This is a genomic window from Nibrella viscosa (assembly GCF_039541875.1).
GTDB classification, from domain to species: Bacteria; Bacteroidota; Bacteroidia; order Cytophagales; family Spirosomataceae; genus Nibrella; species Nibrella viscosa.
In genome coordinates, this window is record NZ_BAABHB010000008.1 from 137171 (window position 1) to 152667 (window position 15497).

Consider the following 15497-nt stretch of genomic DNA (forward strand, 5'->3'; position numbering starts at 1 on the left):
AAAATCTTAACAAGTGCCTTTAGCTGTTCCAGGCGGTCAGCCATTCGTCTTCTTTCCGGCGCATGGCAGCGGCTTCTTCGTTGGTTTTATCACCGTAACCGCAGAGGTGCAGCAGGCCGTGGGCCAGTACCCGGTGCATTTCCTGCTCGGCGGAGACATTCAGTTGTCGGGCGTTGTCGGCTACCCGGTCGACGCTGATGTAAATATCCCCTTCTATTTTATCCGCTGCCTCACTCTGGTCAAACGTGATAATGTCGGTGTAATAATCATGGTCGAGGTAATCTTTATTGATTTGGAGCACGTACTCGTCGGAGCAGAAAATATAATTTAACTCGCCCACCGCGAAGCCTTCCTGCCCGGCCTGGTTTTTGAGCCACTGCCGGACAGCCTGCTTTTGGGGGAGTTTGTAGGGGGTATCTTCGTTGAAGAATCTGATCATTTTGATGGCGGAACTAATAGAACGCGGATGACGCGGATTGGGCGGATACACGCAGATTAAATTTAAAAAAGATTCGCGTAAATCAGCCCAATCCGCGTCATCTGCGTTCTATTCACGCGTTCCATCAAACAATCCTCAATTTCGCAAAGCTCAACAGCAGTGTCTTTTCACCAGCAGTTTCAAACTGGATCACGGCTTTGCGGTCGGTGCCGTTCTGGTCCACCAGCTTTACGGTGCCGAAGCCGAACTTCATGTGCTCTACGCGCATACCAGCGGCAAGCCCCGATGTATCACTCGGGGCAAAATCGGCGGATGGCGTGTGAGCTACCGCCGGCTGCGGGCTTTGCGACTTAGCTGTTTTTTGAGCGAGGGAGCGAACGAAGCTCATGGAGCCGCCGGACGGTACATCCCGCTCCTGGGTAGAGGTATCGGTCATGCGCATGCGGGCCATTTTCAGATAACGCTGGTCTACCTCCATCAGGAAGCGGCTGGGTTCGCAGACTTTCAGACGACCGTAATGGTAACGGGTTTCGGCGTACGACATGGTCAGCCGCTTCTCAGCGCGGGTGATGGCGACGTAGAATAGCCGGCGCTCTTCTTCCAGATCGGCGCGGCTTTCGAGCATCATCTGGCTGGGGAACAGGTCTTCTTCCATACCCACAATGAACACGTTCCGGAATTCCAGGCCCTTAGCCGCGTGGATGGTCATTAACGTTACCTTATCGTTGTCGCCGTCTTTATCGTCTTCGTCGGCGGTGGTCAGCAGCGAGACGGATTGCAGGAAGGAACTCAGGCTTTTGTCGTCGTTTTCCGGATTATCCACAAACTCCTTGATGGCATTCAGCAATTCCTGCACGTTCTCGTAGCGGGCCAGTCCTTCTACCGTCTTGTCTTCGTACAGTTCCTTCAGAATACCGGAGGCTTTGGCAATATGAGAGGCCACATCGTAGGCATCTTTCTTTTCGAGCAACAGCTTAAAGCTCTTAATGAGGTCAGCAAATCCCTCGATGGCAATCCCGGCCCGGCCAGCCACGTGTTTGGTGACATTAGCGACAATCTCCCAGACGGGCACCTGTTTCTCGGCGGCCAGCACCGCAATCTTCGCTACGGTTGTATCGCCGATGCCGCGCTTGGGCAGGTTGATAATGCGCTTGAAAGCCTCTTCGTCGCTCTGATTTACCGTAAACCGCAGATAAGCCAGCAGGTCTTTGATTTCCTTGCGCTGGTAAAACGACGTACCGCCAATAATCCGGTATTTGATGCTCAGCTTCCGCAGGGCTTCTTCAAAAGCCCGCGACTGGGCATTGGTCCGGTACAGAATGGCGAAGTCCGTGTTTTTCAGCCCCTCCTGCATTTTGATCTCAAACAGGGAGGTTGCAATAAGCCGGCCCTCTTCGTTATCCGACGATGCCTTGATAATATCAATCAGCGGTCCTTCTTCATTATCTGTGAAGACGTGCTTTTCCAACTGGCTGCGGTTGCGGGAAATAATCGAATTAGCCGCCTGCACAATGGTTTTGGTGGAGCGGTAATTCTGCTCCAGCTTAATAACCTTTACGTTCTCCTTGCCGTAGTCCCGCTGAAAGTTCAGGATGTTTTCGATATTGGCTCCCCGGAAGGCATAGATACTCTGCGCATCGTCGCCCACGATGCAGATGTTCTGATGAACGGCCGCCAGCTTGCGCGTGATGAGGTACTGCGATACGTTGGTGTCCTGAAACTCATCCACCAGCACGTGCTGAAATTTATGCTGGTACTTGTGCAGAATATCCAGGTGATCGCGGAACAGCACGTTGGTATTGAACAGCAGGTCGTCGAAATCCATGGCGTTGGCCTGGAAGCACCGCAGGCTGTACTGCTTGTAGATACGCCCAACTTCCGGCATTCGGGCTGCCGCATCGTCGGCCTGTATAATGGGGTTGTTCAGGTAGTCGTCCGGACCGATCAGCCGGTTTTTGGCTCCCGATATGCGGGAAAAGACGTTGTTTGCCCGGTATACCTTATCATCCAGCCCCATCTCCCGAACAATGCTCCGGATCAGCGACTTGGAATCGTCGGTGTCATAAATAGAAAAATTGCTGGTGTACCCGATGGCTTTGGCCTCGATCCGGAGAATCTTGGCGAACACCGAGTGAAAGGTACCCATCCAGATGTTCCGGGCTTCGGTGCCAATGACCCGCTCGATGCGGTGGCGCATTTCGCCGGCCGCTTTGTTGGTAAACGTCAGGGAAAGAATCCGGTAAGGGTCAACGCCATTCTCTATCAAATACGCAATACGGTACGTCAGCACGCGGGTCTTGCCCGAGCCAGCTCCCGCTATAATCATCAGCGGGCCGTCTCCATGCATCACGGCCAACCGCTGGGGTTCATTCAAACTCGATAAGTAATCTATCATCAACTAGTCGCTCCTTATCAGATAACAACCAAAGGTAGCAAAAAATTTGCCGGCAGGGAATTCCCTCGGGTACGGAGAGGCTATGGTAATGCGTTTGGAAACGAGCCGGTTACAGATGAAAAAATTGTTTGCCGGTCATAAAATTTTTAACCAAGGTGCAACGTTTGTTTGCGTACTTTGTCTTTACCCTGAAAAATGACCTAAATAGCGACGCGTCGCGGTACGTACCTTTTGGAAGCTAAACTTTACATAGATAGACACACCGACCTGGTTGAGCGTTGCAAACTTGGCGATCGGAAGGCTCAGTATGAGTTGTATCGACAATATGCAAAGGCTATGTACAACGTCTGTATGCGTATTCTGAACCATGCCGGCGAAGCCGAAGATGTGTTGCAGGAGGCTTTTCTGGATGCCTTCAACAACATTGGCTCGTTTCGCCAGCAGTCGACCTTCGGAGCGTGGCTGAAACAGATTGTTGTCAACCGGTCTATCAATCACCTCCGCAGCCGCTGGGGTCGTTCATCTAACCTGCAGATGGTTGACATAGACGACTACCGCCTGGGCGAAGACGACGGCTACGACATTGCCGACGACGAACCCTACGACGAGGAGGGAATTAAGATGGAGGTTGAACGGGTCCGACAGGCGGTACAAACCTTACCGGAAGGCTATCGAATCGTGCTGACGCTTTACCTGTTTGAAGGGTACGACCACGAGGAAATCGGGCAAACGCTGGGTATCAGCGAATCTACCTCGCGGTCGCAGTATCTGAGAGCCAAAAGGCGGCTGCTCAACATTTTAAAATAACGTTTTTCACTCCTGTACCAACAGGCTACATAAACCGTAGTAACTAAGTAACGAATTATGAAAGACAAACTCGAACGATTCATACGGGATAACCGGGAAGATTTCGATGTCTTTGAGCCCCGACTGGATTTGTGGAAAGATATTGAACAGGGACTTGAACAGGGAACCGGTACTTCAGATGCTTCGGCTGGTCTGGCCGGCGCGAGTTCCGGCCCTGGCGGCAAAGTCAGACCGCTGTACGGCCGGTCTGGGTTCCGCAGCCGGCAGTTCGACTGGCGAGTGGCAGCCGCCATAACGCTGCTGATGCTGACGAGCGGATTTCTGTACCTGAATCACCAGTATGGTATTGCCAAACAACCTGAAGTGGTGGCAATTAATCCGGCTTACGCCAGTGACTTTGTTCAATACACCCGGCTTATCGACGCCAAACGTGCTGAGTTGAAGCAACTAACCGAAAGTAACCCGGCCTTGTACCAGCAATTTGCGACCGACCTCGAACGGCTGGAAAACAGCTACAAGAATTTAAAAGCTGATTTGCCGAAGAACCCCAACCAGGAGGTTTTGATCCAGGCCATGATTCAGAACCTCCAACTTCAAATTGACTTGTTGAATCAACAACTCAATGTCATCCAACGAATTAAAAATCAAGAGAAGCCATCCAATGAAAACATTATGTAAGGTCCTGCTGGTCTGCCTGCTACCCATGCAGTTGCTGGCGGCTCAGACCGGCCTCGTTGAAAAGCGAAAGACGATTATTAAACTGTACGACGTAACCGCCAAAGACAACCTGCTGGTCGAAAATCAGTTCGGGCAGGTAAAGGTTGGCTTGTGGGATAAGAACGAAATCCGGGTACAGATTACCATTACGGCAAACTCCAGCTCAGAAACTATGGTGCAGCAGTATCTTGACGCTGTTGATATAGAAGAAAAGCGTAACGGCGATCAGATTTCGCTCCGCACCATTATCAACAAAGGCTCGGCTTCTAACTGGCGCATGGGCACCTGGCGCAGTAAAGACGGGCAGGAGGAAAGCAACTCCGTGCGGATCGACTACGACATTACAATGCCCAGATCCAATGCGCTCAATGTGAAAAATCGCTTTGGCAACACCGATATTCAGGCATTCCGGGCACCGCTCACCGTTCACCAGCGGTACGGTACATTCTACGCCACCGAACTGACCGGCCGCCAGAACGATATCAACGTAGCGTATGGTAAGGCTGATATACGGAAGCTGGAGAACGGTAAACTGATCATTGCCTACTCCACCCTTGACCTTGATCAGGCAAACGTGCTCATGCTGGATAATAAATTTGGCAAGCTGAAAATTGGCGAAGTTGGCCGGATTGAAGGAAATATTGACTATTCGGGTGCCAAAATTGGTACGGTGAGGCAGTCGTGCAACATTAAGCTCGACTTCTCCGGGGGCTTCAAAATCGAACAGTTGCCAAAAAGCGTCGATGATGTGAAGATTAATGCCAACTACTCGTCGGTTGTACTACCGGCCTCCGATGATGTCAACTATGATTTTGATGTGACCGTTACCCACGGCGGTTTCCGCTATGCCAACGACAGCAAAATTAAGTTCAGAACCCAGCCGAACGAAGACGAATCTCGCCGTGGCCCCGTCACTACCCGCCAGTATGCCGGGCAGATTGGCCAGGGAACCGGTCCGAAAGTGATCGTAGTGGCAAAATTTGGTGATGTTAGCCTGCGGTAAAGCGCCTGTACCCCGGATTGAAAATCCGGCTGTTTGTAACCGGAATTACATGGCTCCGGCCAGCCGGTCCGGGGTACTTAATCCTCCGTCAGCATCTCAATAACTGCGCGGTGTTGCGGATACGCCCGAAGCAGTATCTCCCGTTGCCCTAACTCAAAATCGGCAAAGTCGAAACCCGGTGCTACGGTGCAGCCAACCAGCGCGTATTCGGTGCCGGCTGCCGGTTTGGCACCGAACCAGCAGCCGGCCGGCACCACCGCCTGAAATACCTCGCCCTGATCGGGATTATTGCCCAGCCGGATTACGGATAGCTTGCCCACGGGATCGATAACAAATACTTCCAGCGGTCCGCCGGTATAAAAGTGCCAGATCTCATCGGCCTGTATCCGGTGCAACGTCGAATAATGTCGGCTTTCGAGCAGAAAGTAAATGGCGGTCCCAACGCTGCGGTCGCCGGCAAAGCGGGGCGGCAGGGCGGTCTGCGCAATCGTTTCGGTGGAGCGGTAGGTCTCAGTGAAGTAGCCGCCCTCCGGGTGGGGCTGCAACGCTAGTCGGGTGACCCAATCGGCTGCGGTGAACATAAGCGACAAAAGATTTTTGGGTGCAGAAGGAGAGAAGGTGAGTTTGTCGCATTCATCAGGAATCAAGGGGCAGTAAGATGCTGAACTCGGTGTATTCGCCTTCCTGTGTATCAACCGTTATATCTCCTTTGTGTTCTTTGATAATGTCCTGACTTAGATAAAGCCCCAGGCCGGTGCCTTTAGCCGTAGGCTTGGTTGTGAAGAACGGAGAAAACAGTTGTTTGACCTCGGTATTCGAAATACCCTTGCCGTTATCTTTTACCCTCACGTTAAGGTTGCCGTTTACGAATTCGGTTTTAATCTGGATCTCCGGCGCGTATGGATTAACTTTTTGTGATTTTTCGTAAACGGAGTAGAACGCGTTGCTGACGAGGTTTATAATCACCGATTCCATTTCGTACGGCAGAATATTAACCCGTTGGTCTGCATTATCAAAATCGGTAATTACTTTCACATGGAAGCCTTTGTATTCGGCCCGCGCTTCCTGAAGTGCTACGCTCAAGCTGTTTTCGATCAGGGCATTTATATCGGTCGGAATAAACTCGCTGGAGCGCTCTTTCAGGAGCTTTTCCATGCCTTTTACAATACGGGAGGCACTGCTGCCGTGCTCACCCACTTTGGTCAGGTTGGCTTCGATTAGCTGTAGCAGGTCGGCAACATCGGTATAAGCGTCTTTGGTAAGCTGTGATTTTTCCTGATCGATGACCTCTTTTACTTCCGACAGCAAGTCGACAGCTATCTGGGAGAAGTTGTTGATGTAATTGAGCGGGTTCAGAATGCGATCGACAATGCCTTTGGTGAGTTGGCCGATGGAGGCCAGCTTCTCCTGACGAATTAACTGCTCCTGCGTTTCTTTCAGGTCGACCAGTGTTTGCTGAAGGTCGACCAGCAGCTCTTCGGTCTTTTGCTTCTCGATGAGCAACTCACTGGTGCGCTGCTCAACCTCCTGCCGGGCAACGGCCAGATCACCAACCATTTTGTTGAAAGCCGTGCCCAGTTCGGCAATTTCGTCGTTGGTTCGTGTAGCAACCCGCTGGCTCAGGTCTCCTTCGCCCACTTTGTAGGCAGCATTGCGCAGCGCTAGTACCGGTATGGAGATGTTTCTGGCCAGCCAAAATCCGATAGCGCCCCCAATGCCAAGTACCAGGGCACTAACAAACAGGGAGGTTAGCCGAATCTGCCTTTTCGCTTCGACAATTTCGTCGGTGGCAAACGCCAGCAGAATTTCGCCGTTCATCATGGGGGTCGCAAAGGCCGACCGCTTCACTACGGTAGAATCATTGGACGTGGCATCTACATCGACAGCGGCCCCTTCCGGATAGGTTTTAAAAATGGTTCTTGCCAGGCTATAGGCCGAATGCCGATTGTTCCAGACCGTATCTACCTGAAGCAGGCTGATGTACCGGAGCTGCGGGTCGTCTCTGACAAAGTCCATGGCCATCTGTACGCCCTCGAAATTTTGCTCGGTCATGGCAATTCTGACCCCCAGCGCTACCGTATTCGCGAAATTCTGAACCTCCTTATTGAAGTTGTTGAGCAGGTAGCGGCCCTGCACCAATGGCACGTACAGGAGAATAAACGAGGTAAACAACAGGACCACCGTCAGCACTGTTATCCAGATCTTGGTCTTTACCGTTGTCCGCATAAGAAAAACCGCCTTAAAAACGCTCACTATAAAGACCGTTTCCCGTCGACCAGCACCGTTTTAGCCGCTCCGGAGAGTTGACTAAGCACGCCAATAGCACCCTGCGTTTGCGCCACAAAGGACTCCAGTTCGGTTTCTGTATTGAAGAAGTTAGGGGCATCGGCTTTGCCCTGGAAGACCAGCGCCAGCCAGTATTTATTCAGCTCATGCGCTGTCATGTTAAAGATTTTTTTACCGGTATCCAGGCCGACGTTGGTGTTCGTTTTCATCAGGGCAATAATGACTTTGCTGCCGTCGGACCAGCGCTGCCGTTCGCCCCGCAGAACAGCCCGTAGCTGGTTTTCTTTTAGTTCGACGGGCACGCCTTTCACATTACCGATAACGGTAAGACCGGCATCCTGATAATACAAAAGCCGGAGGCCACCCTCCGAAGAGTCGGTTGGTACGGCAGCCAGCAACGTCTGGGCCTGAGCGCCTGAACCGACCAGCAGCAAAAACAGACCTACCAAGGAGGCTATAGGACGCATATGCTTCTTCATCATCGATGTATATTAGAAACCGATAGCCAACTGTGCCTTCAAGCCATCTGAGATACCGGAAAGTTCAGAATTTTGGTTTTGATATTCAAGCTTGACTACGGTGAGGTAGCTAATCTCGTAACGGAATCCGGCGGCAAACGATGTCGTATTGTTTTTCACGTAGAATGCCTCACCGGTCGTGTACTGCAGGTTATCATACCGGAGGTAGGGTATAAAGCGCTGGCCGATCCGCACGCCTGCGTATACGTACGAAGCCAGGGTATTCCGGTTACCGGAGGCTGATGTCTGGTTGTTGGCAGATGTTCCTTCGACTACAAACTCAAACTTCTTTCCGAAATAAGCGGCAGAACCCGTAATCAGGTCCTGCGTAACCTGTTGCCGGATGGGCCGGTCGTTTATGACCGTTCCGGCCGAGATTACATCATGGTAGTAGGAGGCCATTATTTTTAAATCCTGCACCGGTTTTATATGCACCGATGCCGTTACGGCCTTGAACCGGTTGTTGTCGATAAAATCACCGGAGCCGATGCCGTTAGTAATCATCAGATCATAGCCGAAGCGCAGTGAACCCAGGTTTAGCCCCTGAAAGCTGATGCCGGTACCCCGTTTCGGAATAATATCGGCTTCGAACAAAAGCGGCCACTCAACGGTCGGGTAAAAAATCCGGCCCCGGTGGTAGATGTCGTTCCAGTAGTTAACGGGGGGATGATGCCGGCCCACCAGAATGTTGTGGTTGCCGTAATAATTGTATTTAATCACCATTCGCTCGATAGCCACGTTGAAACCGGTTGGGGACTGGGGCGACACCCGGAACGACGTTTCGCCCAGGAAAGAGAACCGGTCGTTCAGTTCAGAGGTGATAAAGAGGGTCTGCTCGCCGAGCGTAAAGTCGACCCGGTTATTCTGATAGGCTGTAACAAAATCAAAAAAGCCCCTGATTTGGGTCCGCTGGGCCTGGGATGAACAGGCTACGGAGAGCAACAGGAACAGGAGTGCCGTACGAAACCGCTTATCTGGTACAAGTTCCATAGGGGGTCTGGTGTTAGATAAACTGGCAATAAGGCGGTGAGCAGCCTGACTTGCCAGCGCAAAAACAAAATGGGCAGCGACAATGCGCTGCCCAAGTTATCAATTATATCAAAGGTATCCAGCCGTGTCCGTTTAAAAATTTGCCGGATACTCCCCGCTTATTGTCTCGCTTTCACAATGTTAGTGAACTCCCTTGATTTCAGCGAGGCTCCGCCGATCAGCCCGCCATCAACATCGGGACAGGCAAAGAGTTCCGGTGCATTCTTCTCATTGCAGCTACCACCGTACAGGATCGAGGTGTTTTGGGCGGCCTCTTCCCCGTACTTTTCGGCAATGTGCCGGCGCAGCAGCTCGTGCATTTCCTGCGCTTGCGCTGTGCTCGCCGTCAGACCCGTGCCAATGGCCCAGATGGGTTCGTAGGCGATCACGATATGGGCAAACTGCTCCGGTGACAAATGAAACAGGCTTTCGGTAAGCTGCTGCCGCACAAAATCCTGGTGGATACCAGCTTCCCGTTGCTCCAGCGATTCGCCACAGCAGAAGATAGGCGTCAGCCCGTTTGCCAGCGCCTGATTTATTTTTTCAGCCAGTTGAGCGTTGGTTTCGTGGAAATACTGCCGCCGTTCGCTATGGCCCAGAATCACATATGGCACGCCAATGGATTGCAGCATAGGTGCCGAAACTTCGCCGGTATAGGCACCCGACGGTTTTTCGTGGCAGTTCTGAGCACCCAGCGATACGCGACCGTTGCCGGAAAGATACTGCCGGACGGTAGTGAGGTATACGGCCGGGGGGCACAGTACAACCTGCACATCGCCGGTCACCTCGTCATTGACCATATTAATTACCTCCGATACCAGGGCCTTGGCTTCGTCGAGGGTTTTGTTCATCTTCCAGTTGCCGGCTACAATTTTCTTGCGCATAAGTCAGTAAGCTTGGGTAAGTAATTCTAGGTCAGTTTAGTTGAACAAACCGACATGCTTTTTGCGTTTTAATACTGCGGGCGAAATTAGCCAATTTTAGCGGATTGCTTTTGTGTCTTTTCCAGATTTGGTTCACTGGTTTGGTACCGGTTAATCAAATAAGGACAGCTATGGCTCTTTAGTGAATTAAATTGTGTTATGTCAGCAAAAAGTTTTAAATTTCGTATATAAATCTTCGCTCTATGAAAACCCTGTGCTGGATGGTGAGCTTGTTGGGGGTGTGGCTTACGGCAGCAGGTAACAACCCCAAAGTACCGGACAAAGACCGTTATGGGTTTTACCTGACCGGAAACCGCACTTATACCCGAATTCCGTTTCAACTTCACTCCAATCTTATCCTGGTTCCTGTAAAAATTAATACGTCAGATACACTTTACTTCATCCTGGATACGGGCGTCAGTGCCACCATCATCACCGATCCGGCGGCCATACGCAACCAAAAGCTCAAATTTTCGCGCAAGGTAAAGATAACCGGTGCCGGTGAGGGTAACCAACTCACGGCTTCGGTTGCAATCGACAATCACATCAGCATGGGCGGGATGCAGGCCGCTCACCAGAATATTGTAGTGCTGGACGATGACGTGCTGAAACTGTCGGAATACGTGGGCGTACCGGTTCACGGCATATTCGGCTACGAGGTCTTTGATAATTTTGTGGTTTCGATTGACTTCACTGCGAGGGAGATCATTCTGATGCAGCCGCGTAAATACAAATATCGCAAGTCGAAAGGCGACCGCTACCCCATTACCATTCAGGACACCAAACCGTATCTCGACGTTATGGCTGTTGTCGACGGTGACCGGACCATGCCCCTGCGGGTGGTACTGGATACGGGCGCCGGCCACGCGCTGCTGCTCGACCGCACCCGCGACCCCGAAGCCTTACCTTTGCCCGAAAAAGTAATTCGGGCTCAGTTAGGCCGTGGCCTCAACGGGGTTATTAACGGCAGCATGGGCCGTATTGAAAAAATAAAGCTGGGGCGTTATGAGTTAAAGAACATTCTGGCTTCATTTCCCGATAGCATTTCGTTTGGCATGAAGCTGGTGAATGCCCCTGAGCGGCAGGGTAATGTCGGCTGCGAATTGCTGCGCCGGTTCCGGGTCACGTTTAATTATCAGGAGCGGTACATTGTGCTGAAACCCGTCCGACGGCTCATGAAAGAATCGTTTGAGCATGACATGAGCGGGCTGGAGCTGAAAGCTAAGGGTGAGCGCTTCCGCAACTATTACATTGATAAAATCATTGACGGCTCCCCGGCTGATATGGCTGGGTTGCGCGAAGGCGATGAGCTGATGTTCATCAACAACAATCCGGCCGGTGAGATGACCATCAGCGATATCTATAAATTATTACAAAAAGGCGAAGGCAAAGAAATTACCTTGCTGGTGCGCCGTAGCGGACAAATCGTAATTGCCCAGTTTGCGCTGAAACGGCTGATCTGATTCGCCGATTACCCCAACTAAAAAAGCCTCTTCCGCAAGAAGAGGCTTTTTGGGTACTTTAAATGCCTTGTTAAAAAACGTGGGACCGGGCCTAGATGCCGCGCAGCCGTAGCGTTTTTAGATAGAAAGCGTACCTTTTTTGTGTGCGTCACGGAGGGTAGCTTCAAGACCTTTCTTGTTGATGGTCTTGATTGCCGACGTTGACACGCGCAGCGTAACCCACTCGCCTTCCGACTCCAGGAAGAAACGCTTCTTCTGAAGGTTAGGGTAGAATTTCCGCTTGGTTTTATTATTGGCGTGAGAAACGTTGTTTCCAACCTGCGTTCGCTTTCCCGTTATTTGACAAACTCTGGCCATGACCGTACTCGTTTTCCTTTTGAGGGTGCAAATTTGCGCAATTATTTGGTAACCTGCAAACTATAGCTCTCTTTTTTTGTAGCCGTAGGGGCAATGACGACATCCGTTTTTACAGCAGTACCCTCGTTTCAGGTGGTAGGACGCCGTAAAAACCAGAAAATTGCGCTCATCGTAGTAATAGTCTTCTTCATCTAATCCAGGCACTTTCGGTTTCCTGCGTGCGTGACTCTTCATAGTTGGCAGTATAGAGCAAAATTGGTAGCTTTGGTGGGTAACCGGCTGTTGATACAAATGGTTATATTTAAACGAACTATTTATGACAGTCGCCTAACTGCCAGTAAATTAACACAATAGCATGGAGTCCACACTACACTCATCTGCCACCGAACGGGCCATCGGGCTGGAATGGAAATATGGTGCCCACAATTATAAACCCCTGCCGGTGGTGCTCTCCCGCGGGCAGGGCGTCTTTGTCTGGGATGTCGATAACCGCCGGTATTTTGACTTCTTGTCGGCCTACAGCGCTGTCAGTCAGGGACACTGCCACCCGCATATCATCAATACTATGATGGAGCAGGCGCAGCGGCTGACGCTGACCTCCCGCGCCTTTTTTAACGATCAGACCGGCGTGTGCGTCAAGTACCTCTGCAACTATTTCGGCTACGACAAAACCCTGATGATGAACTCCGGGGCCGAAGCCGGCGAAACCGCCCTGAAGCTGACCCGCAAGTGGGCCTATCTGGTCAAAGGTATTCCGCAGGATCAGGCCAAAACCGTATACGCCACCGGCAACTTCTGGGGCCGTACCCTGGCGGCTATTTCTTCGTCGACCGACCCCAGCAGTACCCGCGACTTTGGTCCGCTGCTGCCCGGCTACGTGCTGGTGCCTTACAATGATCTGAATGCCCTGGAAGAGACCTTCCGGAATGACCCGAATATAGCCGGCTATATGGTAGAACCCATTCAGGGAGAAGCAGGCGTTGTGGTGCCGGATGAAGGCTACCTGCGCGGAGTTCGGGCGCTCTGTACCAAATACAATATCCTGTTGATAGCCGACGAAATTCAGACCGGTATCGGCCGGACCGGCAAACGGCTGGCTTGCGATTATGAAGACGTAAAACCTGATTTGCTGGTATTGGGCAAGGCCTTGTCGGGCGGTACCATGCCGGTATCGGCGGTACTGGCCGATGATGAGGTGATGCTGACGATCAAACCCGGCGAACATGGCTCTACCTTTGGCGGTAACCCACTGGCCTGCGCGGTAACAGTGGCAGCTTTAGAGGTAGTTGAAAACGAAAAGCTGGCCGATAATTCGGCGACTATGGGTGAGATTTTCCGCGCCCGTATGAACGCGCTGCGCGAGAAGACCGACCTGGTGAAACTGGTTCGGGGCAAAGGGCTGCTCAATGCTGTAGTTATCCAGGAGCGTCCTGAATACGGCGAAGGTACGGCTCTGGAGCTTTGCATGCGGCTGCGCGATAATGGCCTGCTGACCAAGCCTACCCACGGTGATAAAATCCGCTTTGCCCCCCCGCTCGTCATTACCGAAGAGCAGATGCACGAAGCCTGCGACATCATTGAGAAAACAGCACTGGCTTTTTGACGGCTTAAAACACAGAAACGGTCGGCTCCCAGTACGCGTTTTAACCGCTTCTGAGAACCGACCGTTCCGTTTATCCTGTTTACCGGCTGCGCGGTTTCAATATCCGGCAGGTCCAGGTTACATTCCGGATGTTGGTTACCTTATTTTCATCAAGAAACTCATAGTACGGGTATAAATTGCTCCAGATAGCGTCACCCTTTGGCGAAAGTAAGGAAATCATGAAGAAGCCGTCCGGTGCCAGATAGGCCTGCAGTCGATTGAGCAGCTTGACCGCATCGCCGGAGAAATATAGCGCTTCGTTGATACAGATTACGTCGAAGGTACCCTCAGGCACATACGTATCCATATTGCCCTGGTAAAAGGTTGTTTTTTCGTCTCCCCGCTTTTCGTTACCGATACGGGCAGCCTCGCCGGAAAGGTCTACGCCCACATAACGCGAATAGTTCTGTTTCTGAATGCTATCGTTCAGGACACCTTCTCCGCTACCGAGGTCCAGAATCGTACCTCCTCTTTTCAGGTAGTTGAAGTACCCGGCCAGAATCTGATGATGAGCTAACTCATCCAGACGCCCTAGCCACTCCCAGCCACCATGTTTGTATTGATGATCCAGACGAGCTTTGTAGCTCCTGAAAATTTTACGCTGGATAAACGATACAACTCTGTCCCAGGTTGTTTCTTGCACAAGTGCTTCCATTAATTCTATAAGGAAAAAGACGGATGATAAACTGTACAATAATAATTCCTTAAGAATTTAAAACAAAAGCCGGATGTACAAAATATAGTTAAACTCTCATTAAAGATAGTATTGCTATCAATTTTTTAGGCGTTTACCCTTTCCGGAGAACGACTTAACGCACCTTACCATCATTTTCATAGAAGCCTCGTTCTTCCTCGGTCCCATCTGCATTGTAAAGTATACCAGGGCCGTGCCGACGACCATTGCGGAAATACCCAACAAACCGGTCGCCGTCTGAGAAGTAATAAGTGCCCCGGCCGTTGGGCGTGTTACTCGTGAATTGACCGGCGTAGCGATCGCCGTTGCGGTAATAGTAAATACCGTTGCCGGCGCGAATATCATCTTTAAAGCTTCCCTTGTATTTTATCTTGCCGTCGGCATAATATTCAGTCCCCGACCCGTGCTTATCACCCTCGTCAAACTCTCCTTCGTAACGCTCGCGGGTGGGATACATAAAGATGCCTTTGCCGTCGACACAATCACCGGCCAGGCAACCGACGCGATTGGCCGAAACGCGGGCGGGTTTGTTTTCAACGGTAGTAGGAGCGGCCGGAGCTGGTTTGCTGGATGCGATGGTTGTTGGGGCCGGCCGACCGGCCGTTCTGGTGCGGGGATACATTTCTTCGGCCTCCATCCAGCCCTTGCGGATGTATTCGACCCGCGATAATTTGGCCGGGTGAGTAGAGGTAGGCTGCTCGTTACCCAGCGCTTTGATGGCTACCAGGGATTCCTCCAGCGAAGCCCCTAACTGATGCAGCACAAAACCGGAGAACTTATCGGCTTCAAGCTCTTTTTGCGGCTGCCCACCCCGGCCGTCGATAGTGTGCCCCTGCAAATGATGGCCAATCTCGTGCGCCATGATGCTGATCGCCGACCAGTCGGTTTCGGTGACGGTCTCAATCCGCTGCATAAACGCACCGTCGTAGATAATATATCGCTGCCCGCTGACCACGGTGGCAAAGCAGTTCTGGGTATTGGGGCACTCAATAATTTTGAAGTTCCGCATCAGCCCGATCGGCTTCAGAATGCGTTCCACTACCTTTTCGGCATGGCCGTTAGACGAGTAGCGGAGGTAATCACATGTCGCCAGTGGACCGCGGATACCGGTGTAATTACAGACAAAGGCCCCATTGGTGGGGGGAGTTTGGAGCACCGGAGCCGGCGCAAAGGCTGACAAGGTAAGCAAGCCAGCAGCAACACATACCGTATACGAATTCATAA

Annotated in this window: 16 protein-coding genes; 5 read left to right on the plus strand and 11 right to left on the minus strand. The window is 51.6% G+C overall.

Translation table 11 applies throughout. The features are described 5' to 3' along the window. Positions 1 to 19: 19 nt before the first annotated feature. Positions 20 to 439: an rRNA maturation RNase YbeY gene (gene ybeY, locus ABD931_RS18880; protein ID WP_345269448.1), complete on the minus strand. Its 420-nt coding sequence runs from the start codon at positions 437 to 439 to the stop codon at positions 20 to 22. Positions 440 to 563: 124 nt separating this feature from the next. Beyond that, positions 564 to 2834, minus strand: coding sequence for an ATP-dependent helicase (locus ABD931_RS18885; protein WP_345269449.1), 2271 nt, complete (start codon positions 2832 to 2834; stop codon positions 564 to 566). A gap of 231 nt (positions 2835 to 3065) precedes the next feature. Between ABD931_RS18885 and ABD931_RS18890 the strand changes: the two genes are divergently transcribed. The 3 genes from ABD931_RS18890 to ABD931_RS18900 are packed head-to-tail and all read left to right on the plus strand — an operon-like array spanning position 3066 to position 5361. After that, positions 3066 to 3641 carry an RNA polymerase sigma factor gene (locus ABD931_RS18890; protein ID WP_345269450.1) on the plus strand — a complete coding sequence of 192 codons (576 nt, stop codon included), beginning with the start codon at positions 3066 to 3068 and terminating at the stop codon, positions 3639 to 3641. Positions 3642 to 3698: 57 nt separating this feature from the next. Further along, complete coding sequence (locus ABD931_RS18895; RefSeq protein WP_345269451.1) at positions 3699 to 4319, plus strand: hypothetical protein; 621 nt, start codon at positions 3699 to 3701, stop codon at positions 4317 to 4319. After that, on the plus strand, positions 4303 to 5361 hold the full coding sequence (locus tag ABD931_RS18900) for a hypothetical protein (RefSeq protein ID WP_345269452.1): 1059 nt from the start codon (positions 4303 to 4305) through the stop codon (positions 5359 to 5361). Before ABD931_RS18895 ends, ABD931_RS18900 begins: the two co-directional genes overlap by 17 nt. A 77-nt stretch (positions 5362 to 5438) precedes the next feature. Here the strand turns inward: ABD931_RS18900 and ABD931_RS18905 are convergent, their stop codons facing one another. The 5 genes from ABD931_RS18905 to tpiA all read right to left on the minus strand — a co-directional run bounded on the left by ABD931_RS18905 (position 5439) and on the right by tpiA (position 10078). Then, complete coding sequence (locus tag ABD931_RS18905) at positions 5439 to 5942, minus strand: cupin domain-containing protein (RefSeq protein WP_345269454.1); 504 nt, start codon at positions 5940 to 5942, stop codon at positions 5439 to 5441. A gap of 55 nt (positions 5943 to 5997) precedes the next feature. After that, positions 5998 to 7587 carry a sensor histidine kinase gene (locus ABD931_RS18910; protein WP_345269455.1) on the minus strand — a complete coding sequence of 530 codons (1590 nt, stop codon included), beginning with the start codon at positions 7585 to 7587 and terminating at the stop codon, positions 5998 to 6000. Positions 7588 to 7613: 26 nt separating this feature from the next. Then, positions 7614 to 8129, minus strand: a complete 516-nt coding sequence (locus ABD931_RS18915; RefSeq protein WP_345269456.1) for a hypothetical protein — start codon at positions 8127 to 8129, stop codon at positions 7614 to 7616. Between the two features lie 9 nt (positions 8130 to 8138). Then, a complete protein-coding gene (locus ABD931_RS18920; protein WP_345269458.1) occupies positions 8139 to 9155 on the minus strand; it encodes a hypothetical protein in 1017 nt (338 codons plus the stop codon). 158 nt (positions 9156 to 9313) lie between these two features. Then, on the minus strand, positions 9314 to 10078 hold the full coding sequence (tpiA, locus tag ABD931_RS18925) for a triose-phosphate isomerase (protein ID WP_345269459.1): 765 nt from the start codon (positions 10076 to 10078) through the stop codon (positions 9314 to 9316). A 242-nt stretch (positions 10079 to 10320) separates the two neighbouring features. On the opposite strand from tpiA, the gene ABD931_RS18930 reads away from it, so the two are divergent. Beyond that, positions 10321 to 11580, plus strand: coding sequence for an aspartyl protease family protein (locus tag ABD931_RS18930; RefSeq protein WP_345269460.1), 1260 nt, complete (start codon positions 10321 to 10323; stop codon positions 11578 to 11580). A gap of 117 nt (positions 11581 to 11697) precedes the next feature. Here ABD931_RS18930 and rpmB read toward each other — a convergent pair whose 3' ends face one another. Both rpmB and ABD931_RS18940 read right to left on the minus strand, forming a co-directional pair. After that, positions 11698 to 11937: a 50S ribosomal protein L28 gene (rpmB, locus tag ABD931_RS18935; protein WP_345269461.1), complete on the minus strand. Its 240-nt coding sequence runs from the start codon at positions 11935 to 11937 to the stop codon at positions 11698 to 11700. A 60-nt stretch (positions 11938 to 11997) separates the two neighbouring features. Then, positions 11998 to 12171 carry a C1orf53 family protein gene (locus ABD931_RS18940; RefSeq protein WP_345269462.1) on the minus strand — a complete coding sequence of 58 codons (174 nt, stop codon included), beginning with the start codon at positions 12169 to 12171 and terminating at the stop codon, positions 11998 to 12000. A 121-nt stretch (positions 12172 to 12292) separates the two neighbouring features. Here ABD931_RS18940 and rocD point away from each other — a divergent pair, with 121 nt between their 5' ends. After that, positions 12293 to 13540, plus strand: a complete 1248-nt coding sequence (gene rocD, locus ABD931_RS18945) for an ornithine--oxo-acid transaminase (protein ID WP_345269463.1) — start codon at positions 12293 to 12295, stop codon at positions 13538 to 13540. Positions 13541 to 13619: 79 nt separating this feature from the next. On the opposite strand, the gene ABD931_RS18950 is transcribed toward rocD, so the two are convergent. Together ABD931_RS18950 and ABD931_RS18955 are read right to left on the minus strand one after the other, a co-directional pair. Continuing rightward, positions 13620 to 14222, minus strand: a complete 603-nt coding sequence (locus tag ABD931_RS18950; protein ID WP_345269464.1) for a class I SAM-dependent methyltransferase — start codon at positions 14220 to 14222, stop codon at positions 13620 to 13622. Between the two features lie 166 nt (positions 14223 to 14388). Further along, on the minus strand, positions 14389 to 15495 hold the full coding sequence (locus ABD931_RS18955; RefSeq protein ID WP_345269465.1) for a hypothetical protein: 1107 nt from the start codon (positions 15493 to 15495) through the stop codon (positions 14389 to 14391). Between the last annotated feature and the right edge of the window lie 2 nt (positions 15496 to 15497).